A 17,152-nucleotide genomic window follows, 5' to 3' on the forward strand; every position below is an offset into this window, starting at 1 on the left:
GTAAGTTTAGAGCGTTAAAGAATTAAATTTTCAAATTCTCCTATCTGCTTATAATCGAACAAATTGGCTGTTTTTAGCTGCTTTGTTTCTTTTGTAAAGATTTAGAATCAGATTTTTAACAGGTAATTCAATTGAATAATAAGTTATTATCGATACAGAAATTAATACCACCACAAAAATACTTAGCGATAATGAGTCTGTTATTGGGCGAATGAAACTTGTAAAATAGATGTATACCGGATATTGAAGAATGTAAATGCCGTAACTAATCTCACCAGACATGATAATGAATTTATTGTTAAAGAAAGGAGTTTTAGTCTTGTCAAAACTGGTAATTGCAAGTACTAACAAAAAGTAAGCAATAGCTAATATTCCTCCGTTAAGCAGATAATGATCTATTGGTAGTAGCTGTTTGGTGAAAAAGATAATCAGAAAGCAAAAACACACGCATAATACGCTGTTGAGTGGCTTTTGAAAAAAACTTATCTTATTATCAATAAATACTTTTCCGCAAATAGTTCCTAGTAAAAATATTGAAATTTTAAAAATTGGGTGCAAATATAGAATGGAGGTGATCTTTTTTATAGCAGGAGACAACCCCTCATGATGTTCGATTTTGAATAATATTCCCGTGATGATTAGTGCCAAGACAAAATAGGCAATTACCAGTTTTTTATAATAACGATAGTCTTTCTTCATTAATACAAAGGTGAATGGGAAAAACGCGTAGAAGAAAAATTCGGAAGAAAGTGTCCAGCCGGGATAATTAAAGGAGCCTGCATATAACCACCGTTGAATTCCTAAGGTTTCAAAAATCAACCTATATTTTACAGTATTGGTATCAATCGGCCTGATTAGATAGTGAAAAATAGCCAAAGCAATTATCGCGAATAAATATAATGGATAAATCCTGGCCAGACGTTTTACATAGAAATCCCATTTTGAAAAAGTTGCTGATCCGTCTTTCAAGAAATTACCATTGGCCAATACCATTACAAAACCGGAGATGAAAAAGAAAAAGTTTACTGCTTCGTTGCCATTCTTTATTATAAAATTTATGTCGTGCTGTATTGATTTTGGAGTATAGTGATATAAAACGACGGTTAATGCGGCTAAGAATCTTAAGGGATACAATGAATTTGTGTTTCTATGCATAATAGAAGCTGTTAAAATTGTGGCGGTATTTTAAGGCTGAAAGATAGGATATAAAATAAAAATGTGTTCCAAAAATCATAAATAAAAAAGTCTCCCCTTTTGGGAGAGACTTTCAGGAACTCGAGTCAATAGTTTAGTTTAATTAGGGATAAATAGCTTAATAAGCGTTCGAGTTGCTGTTAGTTTAGTTAGTTAATGCGTTAATAGAACACAATTATAATGTTTATTGTAATTAAATCAAAATTTTATAAGAAAAAGCTTAATATTTTGTCTTTTTTTATACAATTAGTGTGTTTTGTTCGCTTTTTCTATCGAATCCTGCTGTTGTTTCTGTAGTTCCTTTTGCTGTTTGTCTTTTTTCTTGAAATATCCCTTTAAAAAGAAGTTGTGTTGGGCTGCTTCGAGGTCATCATTTAATTTTACTGAGCTTTGTTGTAGCTGTTCTATGGTATTTTGAACTTTAACCGCCGCTTTTGGGTCATTTAATAAAACACCAATGGCATTATCAGTGGTATTTAGCTTATTGCTTGCTTTATTTAGGTTATCTGCAAAATCACTGGCTGTTTTGGTGGTTTGCTGTAATTCTGCAACCGCACGTTGAAATTGTTTGAACGTAGCTGTATCTGTAGCAAATTTATTGGCTAAGCCATCTTTGCTATTCAATTTGATGCCATATAAATTTAGCTGATCGGCCATTTTTGCTGTGTTGGCGGTGGTGCGGTTCAGGTTATCAACCATAGTTCTGAAACGGGTAGAAAGTACAGAATCGCTAATTAATTGCCCAACCAAACCTTTACCGGTTACTATATTATGGCTTAGCGCCTTAAAATCTGTAGTAATAGCCAACAGGTTGGTGTTGTTTTGCTGCAGGGTTTTCATAATGTCATCGGTGCTCATCAGGGCTTCCGCCTTTAACCTGTCGCCATCCTCAATAACTGGCGCGTTGGGGCTTCCGCCATCAATCACCAAAATCTTGTTACCGATAAAACCTTCTGAGCTTACCCTTACACCTGCATTGCGGTGAATATATTGCTGAGCATTTTTATCGATGTTCATGGTTACATAAACCTGCGAAATGCCGGTAAATCTGATATTGCTAATAGTGCCTACCCGTACACCTGAAAACCAGATGTTGTTGCCCTTCATCAACCCGTTCACGTCGTTAAATACAGCGCTGATGTGCACACCATTGCTAAAGCTTTTGCGCGAATTGCCGAAGGTGAAAACGGCAACAATAAATATCACCAATCCTACGGCTATAAATATGCCTACCCAAACGGCTTTTTTGTTGTCTGCGTTATCCATTAATGTGTAAAGTTATAATCGTAAAATGCTTTTACTCGTTCATCATTTGTGTCAAATACCTCTTCGAAACTTCCCTGACGTTCAAATTTACCATCCAGCAGCATCACAATGCGGTCGCCGGTCATTTTGGCGCAGGTTAAATCGTGGGTTATTATAATTGCCGAAGTATGGTATAGTTGCTGTACTTCGTTTATCAGTTCGTTAATCTCTATACAGGTAATAGGGTCCAGGCCTGCAGTTGGCTCATCATACAGTACAATTTCGGGTTTTAAAATTAAAGTGCGTGCAATACCTATCCGTTTTCTTTGTCCGCCCGAAAGTTCTGACGGCATCTGGTTGATGGTTTGCAGCAGGCCCACATTATCCAATACCTCTGCTACCTGCATGTCAATTTCCTTGCGGGTTAATTTAGGGCTGTTACGTACCAGCGGAAACTCGATGTTTTTACGCACCGTCATACTATCATACAAAGCACTGTTCTGAAAAGAGAAACCTACTTTGATACGCAAGGCGCGTAACTCTTTTTCCGACAGGTTGTTCATGTCCTTACCCAGAACCAGTACTTCGCCGGCATCGGCTTTCAGCAAGCCAGATATAATTTTAATCAGCACTGATTTACCTGTACCTGAACGACCCAGTACTACCAGGTTTTCGCCCTGGTAAAGGTCGAGGTCAACACCGCGCAAAACGTGGTTGGTTTCAAAGGATTTCTTCAATCCCCTGATGTTAATCACCGTTTGGTTATAATCTATATTTGTATTTGGTTTCGCCATAAATTATCTAAACCAGCCCACTATTTGTACAATCACAATTTCTTCAATAAATACCAAAAACATAGCTGTTACTACCGCCGAGTTAGCTGCTTTACCTACACCCTCTGTTCCGCGCGATGAGTTATAGCCTTTATAGCTGCCCACTAAACCTATGGTAAATCCAAAAACGATAGATTTAATCAGTGATGATTCAAAATCAAGAAAGCTTAAAGGTTCAAAAACCTGCGCAATAAAAGTGCTATAGCTGGTGCCCTCGTTTTGGTGAACGTTTAAATAGCCACCTAAAATGGCCACAAAAGCAGCATAAGTTGACAGGATAGGCACTGTAATAGTAGTTGCCAATACGCGGATACATACCAAATATTTAAAAGGGTTGGTGCCCGAAACTTCCATGGCATCAATTTGCTCGGTTACCCGCATCGAGCCCAACTCTGCGCCTATACTCGAGCCCACGCGTCCGGCAGTGATGAGCGCCGTTACTAAGGGTGCCAACGCGCGCATAATGGCAATAGATACCAGTGATGGCAGCCATGATGTTGCCCCAAACTCGGATAGGGAAGGGCGTGATTGTTTGGTGAAAATTAACCCGACAATAAACCCGGTTAAGGTAATTAAGGCTAATGAGCGCACACCCACTTCATAGCATTGCCTTAAAAGTTCTTTGGCTTCATAAGGAGGCGTAAAAGCTTCCTTAAAAAATCGAAGGATGAAGCGGGTTACATTATATAGGTCAGTAAAAGCACCGGACAGGCTTTGTAGTAATTTATGCTTGCGTTTAACCGGTACTTGTTCTGCTGTGCTATCTGGTATATCCATTAATCATTTTATGGTTGATGGTTGTTTAAACTAACCATGTTTACTTACAAATGCTAACCGATGTTGTTTTAACGGCCGGTGTAAATTAAGCAGTTTTTACGTTATACAGGCAAACGTACTCCTAATAATACTAAGTATAAATAACGTTTTTGTAAAAAGATAGTAAATATTGTGTGCTAATGGTTAAATTCGTACCACCAATTTTAACTATTTATTATGACAGGGAATGTGATGCGCGAGATCACTCCGCTTACTCCAAGTGATTGTTTTACCATTTTTTCGAGAACGAAGCAAAAGTTCGACTTTCCGCTCCATTACCACGAGGAGTACGAACTTAACCTGATATTAAATGCTAAAGGTGCCAAACGTGTAGTAGGCGGCCATATTGATGTTATTGAGGAAGTAGAACTAGTGCTCATTGGCCCTAATTTATACCATGCCTGGTTTACCCATCAGTGCGAGAGCGAAGCCATTACCGAGGTTACCATCCAGTTTCATAAAGACCTTTTCGATGACCGTTTCCTGAAACGGAACCAACTGAATTTTGTCCGAAACATGCTCGATCATTCGCAGCGCGGTGTGCTTTTTTCGCCGGAAACCATCGCTTTGTTGAAAGATAGGATCCTTTCATTGGATAAAAAAAGTGGCTTTGATTCTGTGTTAGAGCTACTTTCTATTTTACATGATCTTTCTGTTTCGCGCAACTTTAAAACCCTGTCTGATCTTAGTTTTTCTAACGATCGTTTCCAGTACAATAGCCGTAGGATTGAGCGCGTGTTTGAATACATGAACAATAATTACAACCGCCAGGTAACCCTGGCCGAGGTATCTAAGCTGGCTAATATGCCCGAAGCATCGTTTAGCCGCTTCATTAAAAAGCGTACTGGTAAAACGTTTATTGATACCCTGAATGAGATCCGTTTGGGTCACGCAGCGCGTATGCTCATTGATACAACTAACACCATTGCCGAAATTGCGTACAAGTGCGGCTTCAATAATATCTCTAATTTTAACCGCATATTTAAGCGTAAAAAATTCTGTATCCCTAAAGAGTTCAGGGAAACCTATGCAGGTAACCGGGTATTTATTTAGTGCTTTTACACTGAGTTAAGCAATCGATTAAAAATTGTGTACTTAGTTTGGTTAAAAAAGTATTAGTTACCGGTACGTTTAATACATAGTTTTACCCCAGCCAATAATTAGGGTTGAGTTGATAATTTATTTACATTATCGACCCATTATAAGCCTGAATAACCAATGAAACTATCGTTACTGGACGCTTTTATTATTATCATTTACCTTATATCAACCATTTTTATTGGTTTATGGTACCGTAAAAAGGCGACCCAGAATAAGGATAGCTACATGTTGGGCGGCCGTACATTGCCCTGGTATAAGCTGGGCTTAAGTGATGCCTCGGATATGTTCGATATCAGCGGTACCATGTGGATGGTGAGCCTCTGCTTTGCTTACGGCATGAAAAGCATCTGGATACCCTGGCTTTGGCCGGTGTTTAACCAGATCTTTTTAATGATGTACCTTTCGCGCTGGCTACGCCGCTCTAACGCCGGTACCGGTGCCGAATGGCTGGAAACACGTTTTGGCAAAACTGGACCCAGCGTTGGCAATTCGCACAAAGTAGTTATCGCTTTTGCGCTGTTAAGCTGCCTGGGTTATCTCGCTTACGGCTTTATCGGTCTGGGTAAATTCATCGAAATTTTTGTGCCCTGGGATGCTGTGAAAGCTTACGTTCCCTTTAATGTTCCTCCTCAATATGTTGCCCATTTCTACGGTATTATATTCACCCTGTTTGCCATGTTCTACTCTATTTTGGGTGGGATGCATAGTATTGTACTGGGCGATGTGATCAAATATTGCATCATGACGGTGGCCTGTATCTGGGTGGCCATTATTGCTATTATCCGTTTACAAGGTCATCATCTGAATGTACCCGATGGCTGGTATAGTCCATTTTTCGGCTGGAAACTAGGCATGAACTGGACTGGTATCATTAGTGATGTAAACCAGAAGATAAAGAGCGATGGCTACTCGCTGTTCGGCATCTTTTTTATGATGATCACTTTCAAAGGTATCTTCGCTGCCTTGGCCGGGCCTGCACCTAACTATGATATGCAGAAGATCCTCTCCACCCGCTCTCCCGAAGAAGCCAGTAAGATGAGTGGTTTTGTAAATGTGATTTTGCTACCCATTCGTTATTCGCTTATCATTGGTTTAACCGTTTTGGCGTTGCTGTACTATAACCAGATGAACCTGAAAGATGCTAACGGCACTATCGATTTTGAACGGATTTTGCCTGCGGTAATCAATAACTTTTTACCGGTTGGCTTGGTAGGTTTGCTGCTTACCGGGTTGCTGGGGGCATTTATGGGTACTTTTAGCGGTACGTTAAATGCAGCGCAGGCTTATATCGTAAACGACATATACCTTAAATATATCGATCCAACGGCATCAACCAAAAAGATCATTTCCATGAACTATCTGGTAGGTATTGTGGTGGTGATCATCGGCGTGTTCCTCGGCTTTTTTGCCAAGGATGTAAATGCTGTTTTGTTGTGGATCGTGTCTGCCCTATACGGCGGTTACGTAGCATCTAACGTGCTGAAATGGCATTGGTGGCGCTTTAATGCAAGCGGTTTCTTTTGGGGGATGCTTACCGGGATATTAACCGCCCTGGTTTTCTCAAAACTTATTGATGATGCACAATTACTTTACTGGTTCCCGGTGTTGTTTGCCTTATCGCTGGCGGGTTCAATTATCGGTACTTATATCGCGCCGCCTACAGATATGGAGGTGCTTAAATCTTTCTACTCCAATGTGCGCCCATGGGGTTTCTGGGGGCCGGTGCATGATGCTGTAATGGCCGAAGATCCCAATTTTCAACGGAATAAAAACTTCAAGCTTAATATGTTTAACGTGGTTTTGGGCACTATAGCGCAACTCTGCTTTACCATTTTACCTATGTACCTGGTGCTGATGCAAAAAATGGCATTAGCTATTACGGTGGGTATTTTGGCGGTAATTGCGGCTATCCTCAAAAAAACATGGTGGAACAAACTGAGCGATTATTAATAATATGATGACAGAACAATTCAACCTGCGCTTATCACAATTAACACAAGCCTGGCAGCAACTGGTAGAGAAACCTAATCACAAAGTTGAGCTCGGTAATGGTATTTACGACCGTTATGCAAACCCGGTTATCACAGCGGCGCATGCACCTGTTTTCTGGCGTTATGATCTCGATCCCGAAACTAATCCGTACCTGATGGAGCGTTTCGGTATCAATGCTGCTTTTAATGCCGGTGCTATGAAGTGGAACGGTAAATATGTGATGGCTGTGCGTACCGAAGGGCTCGACCGTAAATCATTTTTTGCGATTGCCGAAAGCCCTAACGGGATAGATAATTTCCAATTCTGGGATTATCCTGTCAATCTGCCCGAAACAGAAGACCCGGATACCAACGTTTATGATATGCGCTTAACCCAGCACGAGGATGGTTGGATTTATGGCTTGTTCTGTACCGAGCGCCGCGACCCGGCTGCTCCGCTTCACGATCAATCAATGGCTGTTGCTGCCTGTGGCATTGCGCGAACTAAAGATTTGATTAATTGGGAGCGTTTGCCTGACTTGAAAACATCATCGGCACAGCAACGTAATGTGGTATTACACCCTGAGTTTGTAGAAGGTAAGTATGCCATGTACACCCGACCGCAGGATAGTTTTATTGAAGCCGGTACCGGTGGCGGTATAGGTTTCGGTTTGGCCGAGAGTATGGAAAATGCCGAAATAGGCGAGGAGAAGATCATCGATACCAAACAATATCATACCGTTTACGAAGCCAAAAACGGACAAGGTCCTGCACCGATAAAAACCCCGGAAGGTTGGTTACACCTGGCGCATGGTGTGCGTAATACTGCGGCCGGTTTACGTTATGTGTTATATATGTTTATGACGGATCTGCACGATCTCACCAAAGTAATTTACAAACCGGCAGGTTATTTTATTGCTCCTGAAGGCGAAGAACGCGTGGGTGATGTATCGAACGTAACCTTCAGTAATGGTTGGATTTTGGATGATGATGGCAAGGTGTTTATCTACTATGCATCGTCAGATACCCGCATGCACGTGGCTACCAGTACGGTTGATAAGCTGGTTGACTATGTGAAAAACACACCTGCAGATGGCCTGCGTTCGGCTGCATCTGTGCAGACTTTGTATAGCATCATCGATAAAAATAAAAAATTAAATAAGTAGTTTCGGGTCAACCTTTTACTAAACCTATGACAACTGATTTATCCGCAGCGCTGCAGACTTATAAAGATGAACTGAATACTGAACTGATCCGCATAATGGATTACTGGTCGAGATATACGGTTGATGATACTAATGGCGGTTTCTTTGGCAAGATAGATCAGCATAATAACATCGCACCGAATGCGCCTAAAGGCTCTGTGTTGAATGCACGTATTTTATGGTCGTTCTCTGCTGCTTACAATCAGGACCAAACACCTTATTATTTAGACCTGGCGCAACGGGCTTATGAATATATTGTAGATCATTTTATCGATCACGAACACGGTGGTGTTTACTGGACGGTTGATTACCAGGGTAAGCCTTTAGATACCAAAAAGCAGGTTTATGCCATCGCTTTCACTATTTATGGTTTAAGCGAATATTATATCGCATCGAAAGATGAGCATGTAAAGAATTTGGCAATCAGGCTCTACCATCTATTAGTTGAGAAAAGTTTTGATGCCGAACATACCGGCTATTTTGAAGCTTTCGACCGTGAATGGAAGCCCATTGCAGATTTGAGATTGAGCGCTAAAGATGCCAATGAGAAAAAGACCATGAACACGCATTTACATGTACTGGAAGGTTATGCCAACCTGTACCGCATTTGGCCCGATAGTGGTTTACGTAAACAGATCCTCACTTTACTTTACGATTTTATAGATCATTTCATCGACACTCGAAAACACACGCTCAATTTGTTTTTTGATGAAAACTGGAAATTACGGTCAGACCTGGTTTCTTACGGTCATGATATAGAAGCTGCATGGCTCGTTCTGCGCGCAGCAGAAATTATTGGGGATGAAGAACTGGTTTCTAAACTGCAAGCCATTGCTGTTGATATTGCAAAAACCACCGAAAAAGGCCTGGATAAAGATGGTGGTATGTGGTATGAGTATGAACCGGCAAAAGATCACCTCATTAAAGAAAAGCACTGGTGGGTGCAGGCAGAGGCCATGATAGGCTATCTCAATGCTTACCAGATCAGCAATGATGAAAAGTTTGCACAATTATCCCTAAATAATTGGAACTTCGTTAAAGACAAGATTTTGGACGAGAAGAATGGCGAATGGCACTGGGGCGTAAACCAACACGGCCAGGTAATGCCTGATGAAGATAAAGCAGGTTTGTGGAAATGCCCGTACCATAATACCCGCGCCTGTATTGAAATTATAAACCGAATTAATAGTATTGCTTAATAAATTATCATGAAGTTTAACCACCTAAAAAGCCTGGTTCTTTTTTTTGCGGCCAGTTTTATAACTGTTAATATTACAGTTGCGCAAGACGCCGCCGCGCCTGTAAAAGTTATAAGGCAGGCAGAGGCCGATAACAGCCAGCTGGCATTAACCCCGCCAATGGGCTTTAATACCTGGAATACTTTCCAAACCAATATTAATGAGCAGATGCTGAAGGAAATGGTGGATACCTACGTATCATCGGGCATGCGCGATGCGGGTTACCGTTACTTTGTACTGGATGATGGTTGGATGACCATGGACCGTGATGCCAACGGTGATTTGGTGGCCGACCCCAAAAAGTTCCCTCATGGCATGAAGGCTTTTGCCGATTATGTGCATTCAAAAGGCTTAAAGTTTGGGATTTACAACTGTGCAGGCGACCGTACCTGCGCCGGTTACCCGGGTACACGTGGTCATGAGTATCAGGATGCACACTTATATGCCTCATGGGATGTTGATTACCTGAAATACGACTGGTGTAATACCGATAGCCTGAATGCCCGCGAAGCTTATATTACCATGAGTAAAGCTTTAAAGGCAACCGGCAGACCAATTGTGTTTAGCCTTTGTGAGTGGGGCAACCACCAACCCTGGTTATGGGGTAAAGGTGTTGGCCAGCTTTGGCGCAGTACCGGTGATATTTGCAACCAGTTTGATAAAGATAAAAACATTGGCGCCTGGACGGCTTTAAGTGTGATGACGATTTTGGATAAACAGGATAAAATTCGCCAGTATGCAGGCCCCGGTCACTGGAATGATCCCGATATGCTGGAGGTTGGTAATGGCATGAGCGTAAGCGAAGACCGTGCGCATTTCTCGTTATGGTGTATGTTGGCTGCCCCGTTAATGGCAGGTAATGATCTGCGTAAAATGTCGCCGCAAACGCATGAAATCTTGACTAACAAAGAAGCTATTGCTGTAGATCAGGACTCGTTAGGCATCCAGGGATTTAGGTTTTATGCCTTTGATGGTTTAGAAATGTGGGTGAAGCCATTAAGTAAACAAGATGTAGCTATATGCTTTTTGAATCGCAGCACGCACCCACAAAATATAGATTATACCTGGGAGGCACATGTGTTGCAGGATGCTGTTTCGCACTTAAACATCAATTTTACTGAAGGGGAATATAAGGTTCGTGACCTATGGGCTAAGAAAGATTTAGGCACCACTAAAAAAGCATTTAAACAAACCATAGCATCGCATGATGTGGTGATGCTACGTTTGCATAAAGGAAACTAAGTATTCATAAAAATAAAAAGCCCTCTTGATAAAATCGGGAGGGCTTTCTCGTTTGTGATGGTTATTATTAAGCAGTATTACATGCTTAAAATATTGTTGCTCTCTACAGCGGCTGTAAATGAAGGGCGGGCTTCGTACAAATGTTGTACTATAAAAGCATTTCTTATTACGTTAGTTTGATTGTCATAATGCAGGTTTAAATCTTGTGTAGATCCGCTCATGCTTACCTTAGCATTATCCTTTACAGTTAAAGTAGCTGCATAGGTATCTAAGTTCAGGTTAGCTTCTGCCTGATTATGCAGATCAACATTGAATTCGATTTTTGAAAGATGACCAAATGACTTTACAACCGAATTATCATAAGCAGAAACCGAACGCAGATCTGAAGAACTTACCCATACAATTAGTTTTTCGTTAGTGTATGAGGCAATACGTAATACACCATTTTGGCTTTGTACCAATGCGCTTTCAGAATAATATTTGTTGTAAACTTTAATCTGGTCTGACGGTGCATCTGAGATATAAAGTTCCACATTACCGCGAACTTCAATTTTACTGATGGCAGCTTTTTCTTTTAATAGCGTAGCGTTATTGTTTGCAAAGGTTTTTGAGGTTGATCCTAACACAATAAGCATTGTGATTAAGGATAAAATTTTGATTTTCATTTTGATTAATTTTATTGTGATGTTAAAACTTGCATCTGGTTGTTTTTCAGATACAAGCTCAAACAGGCAGGTTTCTTAGGGGCTTTCGGACAGATAAGCGGATAAAATCCTTTCCCGTTTTGCTGCACAAAGATAAAGTGTATTTAGAGTTAATTTTTCATCTTAGTGTAAATATTACACTAAGATATTTGAAAAAAATGTATTGTCTTTTAGAAACTACTGTTTCTTAGTTTAATTATTTGCAATAGAAGCGGGCAATAATAAAATTAGCGATAATGCAGTTTTTTTCGACTTGATTGATAACGCTTTACTCAACGGCCTCTAATGTTTTTTCTAATGGAAATGCTAATTTATAATTTTCTATCGCCTCGCTAAAGGGAGCGAAAAAAGTAATCCCGGTATATATGCCCTGAAGAATGTGTAGCCTTTTATAACTTATTGTTCTTAACGGATGTCACAATGTAAATGTGCAGTGTCAATATTCAATTGCCATACCTGAGTTGTTCGTAAAAAGACGTGAATCCTCCTCTTGGTTTCTCTTTTTTGAAATGGCGTGTACTGCCGGTTCCCAAAAGGGTTTTACATGAAAATTTTTCTGCAGCAATTGAAAACGTTCGCTGTCCGCTATTAATATACAGCAGACCCTTATGGTAGGAAAATTGCCAGTACTTCCGTTTCAGCCACAGAGGGACCTGACAATCCATGACCTGTCCGGTTAAGTCGTTTCCAAATCCTAAATGGAGCTTCGCATTTGGAAACGTTGCGCACAGGCGAACGATCTGGCTGGGTTCTGGGGATAAGCCAACAGCAGATACACCAATACTGTCAGAACAACTCATCCACTCGGTATGCAGACTGAAATAACAAAGCGATTCCAATGCGGAATAAAAAAGGAAATGCTGACGTACAGCGGGCGAAGATATTGGATATGCTGTCCATATCGCCTGACAGTTTGGGATACTGTATTTTCCCTTCTGAAAGATTTCGTGGTCCTGAACGTCGTCGCCAGTGTAATACGGAAAAACCGCTGAATTCTCGGTGAGTATTCCCAGATAGGGTAGAAAGTAATTCAGCACGATGGGCCTGATACCTAAATTCAGCAGTATATTGCTCATTAATAATCTATAAGTTTCAAAAAACTGATGATGTTTAATTCCGAAATACAGGTGCCTGAAGCTGATATCAGTTTTTATCGTTATCTGACAGCTGAATTTCGGGCCGGGAGAATTTCAGATGATTTGTCCGGGGTAATAATTGCATGGACGGGGGCTGATTTTGCGGCAACTAACGATTGGTATAGACCATCACTTTTTGAAAGGACGAAGGACGTGCCCGTGTTTTCATTTTCTAGGAGATAGCGGGCCCTTTTTAAATGGCTTAATACCCGGTATACAACGTTATTATAAAGGATCTTTTCTCCGTTTGAAAAGTGAGTACTCTTTTGCTTTCCAGGGTTGGGACCTAATGTACCGGTCTGATCCTGCGTTAAATTTAAGTCCATTTTTCTTTCCATGCCAACCAGATAATTTAGAATTTTTTCCGCATCGGCTGCCGCAGCGTGGATTTCAAAAGGGGAATTTTCCAGTAAGCTGATCCAGCTGTTGATATAGGAAGCGTGCTGGCCAGGATCATGCCCGATATGCAGTTCCCTTCCGATGAGCAAGGAGGCGATTTCTGCGCGAAGCTCTTCACGTGCGTACCCGGGCGTGCCATACTGGTTAAAAAGGCTTCTGTCCAGCCGGGTTGGATGACCGGTCCAGTGACCGAGTTCATGTAAGAGCGTGGCATAATACTGGTCCGCAGTATCAAACTGATGCCGCATAGGCATGGTAATATGATCCCGGACCGGGTTATAAACGGCACGATCCCCAGCTGTGTGCTCAATTTGTGCACCTGATTGTTGGATCAGAGACTCAGCGCGATGATGAGGATCCCATTCCGGTGATTTAGGCAGAACCTGCAAAAGAGGAGGGATCCCGGATATTTGAGCAGCATTGAATACCCAGGCGTTAGTAATGATCGGCCGCGGAAGTGCGGCAAGCATTTGTACTGGTTCCGAGGCTTCGTTTAAAACAGGCCTTCCGGTTTCATCGCGTTTTGTTATAAAATCCTTAAACTTCACGAATTGAATCTGTGTACCCTGAGCTCCCTTTTTTACCTGCCATCCCACAGCAGCAGCTTGCTTAAAAGTAACCCACCTCGGATCAGTATAGTCGGACGTCAGCAGCGACAGGGTATTGATACCTTTATAGCGGTTGCCGGTCACTGCATTATAAGGAAGCTGGAAGGAATCCGGATCTCCGGCCCGCCAGGGCTTAAGCCAAGGTGCCGTGCCGTTTTTTAACTGCGCAATAAGTTTTTCGGCAACCAGTGTATGCAATGCTTTGGCAGGCGCTCTGCCATGTTCATTAATGGGCATTTGTTAAAAGTTTGTGGTGAATGGATCGGAGATTTCTAATTCATCCGGAAAGTCATCGTCCCATGTCTGTGTTAAGGCTTGATCGTAGATATCTGCATCTTCTACGCCGTAAATGGCGGCCTCTTCCGGAGTTAGTCCGATGACCTGTCCCTGCGCCAGTAGCTGTAGTTTATTTTCCAGCGCCGCCAGATGTTTGTTGGTTTGGTTATTCATAATAATTACATGAGTTAATAAATGAAGTGTCAGTCGAATGGGGAAGACGGATATCAAAATACCGGCGGCAGCCCGTATTTAATAGGCTGTACTGATGGTCAGTCTATACACAATAGAAATGGCCAAATCGCTGGTAAAGACGCAGAGACCCACAAAATACAGCGTAAGATGGTTAGGCTTTCGATCAGGATTTGGGCAGTAATGACAATCGCTGTGATTGGTTAGGTAGTTAAAAGGTTTGGTTTTCAGCGTGTCCTGTTAGGGTGCTCTATATCTCTTTTATTTTCAATGCCGAGATCAATCCAATCCTTTAGACTGACGATTGTGGCAAAAAATAGGGAGGCATTACTAAAGGCGATCTGCATGGCCTCGCGTTGATACTTCAGTTGACCGGTGGACTGCAGCAGATAAATTTCCAGAATAGCCAGGAGATCTGCAGGCTGTAGTCGCTGATGTTCGGTTCGCAATTTATCTACGATAAATGGTGCAGGTATTAGCATCAATAATGCATCGGAACTATATAAGCCAAGCTGACCATTTGGAAAAAGCACATAAATTTCATCCAGCTCCGGAATGATATGACAAATAGTGCCTAATTCACCTTGTTTGCTGATAGGATCATGATCTAACGTAGGATGTACCATCACCATCTTTTCTTTTAATTCTTCCATAAATCAAATGCTGATGTCGGAATTACCGGCCGAAAGAAAACCTTAGTTGCTGTTGCTGCTCGGCGATGATGCCTAACTTTTCATTCAATGGCAAAGTGCTGTAAGCCAATGTCGCAGGAGAGCTCAATGACAGTTCGAACGCTTCCCGAAGCTGCTTGGGGCCCGGCACATCCTGAATCAACATGCTTATTTTTAACAGGTTTTTAAAGTCCGCGATATCCATTTCCTTAACATGCGTGAGAATATCCTGATACAATTGGTGATGCGGCTTTAGGGACAATAAGGCGTTGGGGGCATAAACGCTGATTGGGCCATTGCCGAATCCGACTTGTATTTCATCGATGCTTAAGTCTGTAGTGGCGATCACACCGAGCTGACCTTGCCTCCGGGCGGGGTCATAGGGCAGCGCCGGGTTGACCAGCACAACCGTTCCTGTTAATTCTTCCATATTTGATTGGTGTTAAGTAATTGATGACCTTTTTTGGCCGTTAATTTTTAAAACCTGCGCGCATTGAACCTTTATTCATTGGTATAGCAGGTACGTCGACTGTTTTCTTAAAACTTTTAACCAATTGCTGGACTTCCCAGTTAATTTTAAGAAAGTTATCCTGTAAGATTTCGGCCTTCCTGTGGTTGAAGTCATAGTATATTGGCAGGTCCGGGTAGACTGCTTCCTCTTTCCGGATATTTTCCAGATCAAGGTTAACTTTGCAATTCACCGCGGTCGTTTCAAATTGTCCGTTAAAATTCGTCACGGCGTCTGTCGCCAATACGCCAATGAGTTCCCCCGCTTTCAGCGAAGCGATTTTACCAGCAGGGATCAGGGGTTCTATTTTCTCGCTCAGGGAAGCTGAAGTCTTATTCCGGTCAATCGACAAACTCTCACTGGGTTGTTTAATCTTGCCGCATAGCCGTTCCAGCCAGTCGAGTGTCTCCTTATTCCGGACGGATCCTGAGAGGATATTCCCAACCACCGCTGCGATTGTACTGGCGGTATCCTTTCCATATTGCTGCTGGAACTGCGGCAATTCCTGAAGTCCCATCAGCACGGCAACCTGATTACTTCTTGCCGTAGCGACCAGGTTCTCCACGCGGTGAACATAGAGCGTAGGTACTTCGTCGATAATTAGGCCTGTAGGTGAATTCCCCTTGGTATTTACCAGACGTGTGAGGCGGTTTAAAACTACAGAATAGCAGGCAGCATTAATGTTTTGGGTGTTTGGATCATTAGCCAGTATAAGGATAGAAGGTTGTTCAGGGTCGCTGATCTTCAAGTTAAAATCGTCACCGGAGAAAACCCAGAACGATAAAGAGCAGTCAGCCTGGTTGATTTGCCCGGCGCTGCTAGCGGAGCAAGAGGAGCCGCAGGTTTCTGGAGTCCGCTTGTACCATACGCGGCATTATTTAATCGTTTTAAGCACGATTAAATCTTTGCCTGGCCAACGATACAAAGGTTGGAAGCTGCCGTTGCACCAATTGGGTCGGACCCTTAAATAGATTTTGGTTTTTATTTAGTGCTCTTTAAGTCAGTGTTTTAGTTCGTTGTCGTCCTCCGCCAAATAGGCAGGATTAGTATTAGCAAGAAAATGTAAGGACCCTAAAAAGTATGAAAAACAATCCGTCAGGATTAAAATATGCAGCCTGGCGTTGGCAGGGATTATATCATTTGAAATCAATTGCCAAACCTGATTGCTAATTTAATTAGTATATTGCTATGTTTGAATTTAAAATCATATGGCAGATAACTCAACATTAATTGCAATAAGTGCATTTTCAGGACTGGCAGGTGCGCTGTTAACCCAAATGATCTCAGGGCTATTCGCTTATTTCAGTGAGAGGCGAAAGTATAATAACGGTGTCCGCGACTTACACCGGGCGAAAAAGATAGAGATTGGAGAGAACTTTTATTACATAACTGGAGAAAAGATGACTATTGTTAAAAAGAACATTGGCTATTGGAAGAACTGGAACAATTCGAGAAGTGAAGCCAGTTTGGATTATCTTAAAAAGGAGATGATCACATTCAAAGCCTATATTGATAAGTTGAACGAAGAAAACTGGAAATATAATCTCATAAGCTTGTACTATAATGTCTCTTTCACAAGCAGCGAGGTGTTGGAGGCTAACGAACAATCTCATCTTTACTATCTCAGTGTATTAGACCTGATGGATAAAATAAAAAAAGCAAATGGGGATGAAACGGAGGTGTTATATCAGCAATATGCTATAGCTATTTTTGACATGTGTGCTCACTACGAAAATGTATATGAGAAAATGAAGGAAGACATGAACATTGTTAAAAATCAGCTTTTAACAGATTTTGGCCTAACTGTTTAATAG

The 17,152-nt window shown here is 41.7% G+C and carries 17 protein-coding genes; 6 read left to right on the top strand and 11 right to left on the bottom strand.

Translation table 11 applies throughout. From position 1 onward, the window contains the following. Positions 1–48: 48 nt before the first annotated feature. The 4 genes from PQO05_RS07275 to PQO05_RS07290 all read right to left on the bottom strand — a co-directional run bounded on the left by PQO05_RS07275 (position 49) and on the right by PQO05_RS07290 (position 4,049). Positions 49–1,155 (bottom strand): acyltransferase family protein, encoded by a 1,107-nt coding sequence (locus PQO05_RS07275; RefSeq protein ID WP_273632042.1) that lies wholly within the window; start codon positions 1,153–1,155, stop codon positions 49–51. Between the two features lie 285 nt (positions 1,156–1,440). Then, entirely contained in the window at positions 1,441–2,460 is a 1,020-nt protein-coding gene (locus tag PQO05_RS07280) for an MlaD family protein (RefSeq protein ID WP_273632043.1), read from the bottom strand. Continuing rightward, complete coding sequence (locus PQO05_RS07285; RefSeq protein WP_273632044.1) at positions 2,460–3,233, bottom strand: ABC transporter ATP-binding protein; 774 nt, start codon at positions 3,231–3,233, stop codon at positions 2,460–2,462. Before PQO05_RS07285 ends, PQO05_RS07280 begins: the two co-directional genes overlap by 1 nt. A 3-nt stretch (positions 3,234–3,236) precedes the next feature. Then, positions 3,237–4,049, bottom strand: coding sequence for an MlaE family ABC transporter permease (locus tag PQO05_RS07290; RefSeq protein WP_273632045.1), 813 nt, complete (start codon positions 4,047–4,049; stop codon positions 3,237–3,239). Positions 4,050–4,265: 216 nt separating this feature from the next. Between PQO05_RS07290 and PQO05_RS07295 the strand changes: the two genes are divergently transcribed. The 5 genes from PQO05_RS07295 (at position 4,266) to PQO05_RS07315 (ending at position 10,844) form a co-directional block, all read left to right on the top strand. Continuing rightward, positions 4,266–5,141 carry an AraC family transcriptional regulator gene (locus tag PQO05_RS07295; protein ID WP_273632046.1) on the top strand — a complete coding sequence of 292 codons (876 nt, stop codon included), beginning with the start codon at positions 4,266–4,268 and terminating at the stop codon, positions 5,139–5,141. A 165-nt stretch (positions 5,142–5,306) separates the two neighbouring features. After that, on the top strand, positions 5,307–7,139 hold the full coding sequence (locus PQO05_RS07300; protein WP_273632047.1) for a sodium:solute symporter family protein: 1,833 nt from the start codon (positions 5,307–5,309) through the stop codon (positions 7,137–7,139). A gap of 7 nt (positions 7,140–7,146) precedes the next feature. Beyond that, a complete protein-coding gene (locus PQO05_RS07305; RefSeq protein ID WP_273633577.1) occupies positions 7,147–8,325 on the top strand; it encodes a glycoside hydrolase family 130 protein in 1,179 nt (392 codons plus the stop codon). Between the two features lie 26 nt (positions 8,326–8,351). After that, positions 8,352–9,563 carry an AGE family epimerase/isomerase gene (locus PQO05_RS07310; RefSeq protein WP_273632048.1) on the top strand — a complete coding sequence of 404 codons (1,212 nt, stop codon included), beginning with the start codon at positions 8,352–8,354 and terminating at the stop codon, positions 9,561–9,563. A 9-nt stretch (positions 9,564–9,572) separates the two neighbouring features. After that, the gene (locus PQO05_RS07315; RefSeq protein ID WP_273632049.1) at positions 9,573–10,844 is read left to right on the top strand and encodes a glycoside hydrolase family 27 protein; all 1,272 of its coding nucleotides are present in this window, start codon (positions 9,573–9,575) and stop codon (positions 10,842–10,844) included. 77 nt (positions 10,845–10,921) lie between these two features. Here the strand turns inward: PQO05_RS07315 and PQO05_RS07320 are convergent, their stop codons facing one another. The 7 genes from PQO05_RS07320 to PQO05_RS07350 form a co-directional block, all read right to left on the bottom strand. Continuing rightward, positions 10,922–11,509, bottom strand: coding sequence for a GIN domain-containing protein (locus PQO05_RS07320; RefSeq protein ID WP_273632050.1), 588 nt, complete (start codon positions 11,507–11,509; stop codon positions 10,922–10,924). A gap of 482 nt (positions 11,510–11,991) precedes the next feature. Next, positions 11,992–12,624, bottom strand: a complete 633-nt coding sequence (locus tag PQO05_RS07325; protein ID WP_273632051.1) for a hypothetical protein — start codon at positions 12,622–12,624, stop codon at positions 11,992–11,994. Positions 12,625–12,704: 80 nt separating this feature from the next. Further along, positions 12,705–13,928 (bottom strand): ArdC family protein, encoded by a 1,224-nt coding sequence (locus tag PQO05_RS07330; protein WP_273632052.1) that lies wholly within the window; start codon positions 13,926–13,928, stop codon positions 12,705–12,707. A 3-nt stretch (positions 13,929–13,931) separates the two neighbouring features. Further along, positions 13,932–14,141 (bottom strand): hypothetical protein, encoded by a 210-nt coding sequence (locus PQO05_RS07335; protein ID WP_273632053.1) that lies wholly within the window; start codon positions 14,139–14,141, stop codon positions 13,932–13,934. Between the two features lie 245 nt (positions 14,142–14,386). Beyond that, positions 14,387–14,812 carry a hypothetical protein gene (locus PQO05_RS07340; protein WP_273632054.1) on the bottom strand — a complete coding sequence of 142 codons (426 nt, stop codon included), beginning with the start codon at positions 14,810–14,812 and terminating at the stop codon, positions 14,387–14,389. 22 nt (positions 14,813–14,834) lie between these two features. Further along, positions 14,835–15,260 carry a hypothetical protein gene (locus PQO05_RS07345; protein ID WP_273632055.1) on the bottom strand — a complete coding sequence of 142 codons (426 nt, stop codon included), beginning with the start codon at positions 15,258–15,260 and terminating at the stop codon, positions 14,835–14,837. A gap of 40 nt (positions 15,261–15,300) precedes the next feature. After that, positions 15,301–16,086 (bottom strand): type IV secretory system conjugative DNA transfer family protein, encoded by a 786-nt coding sequence (locus tag PQO05_RS07350; protein ID WP_273632056.1) that lies wholly within the window; start codon positions 16,084–16,086, stop codon positions 15,301–15,303. Positions 16,087–16,546: 460 nt separating this feature from the next. Here PQO05_RS07350 and PQO05_RS07355 point away from each other — a divergent pair, with 460 nt between their 5' ends. Further along, positions 16,547–17,149: a hypothetical protein gene (locus tag PQO05_RS07355; protein ID WP_273632057.1), complete on the top strand. Its 603-nt coding sequence runs from the start codon at positions 16,547–16,549 to the stop codon at positions 17,147–17,149. Positions 17,150–17,152: the final 3 nt, after the last annotated feature.

This window comes from Mucilaginibacter jinjuensis, from assembly GCF_028596025.1.
In the GTDB taxonomy this organism is placed as follows: Bacteria; Bacteroidota; Bacteroidia; order Sphingobacteriales; family Sphingobacteriaceae; genus Mucilaginibacter; species Mucilaginibacter jinjuensis.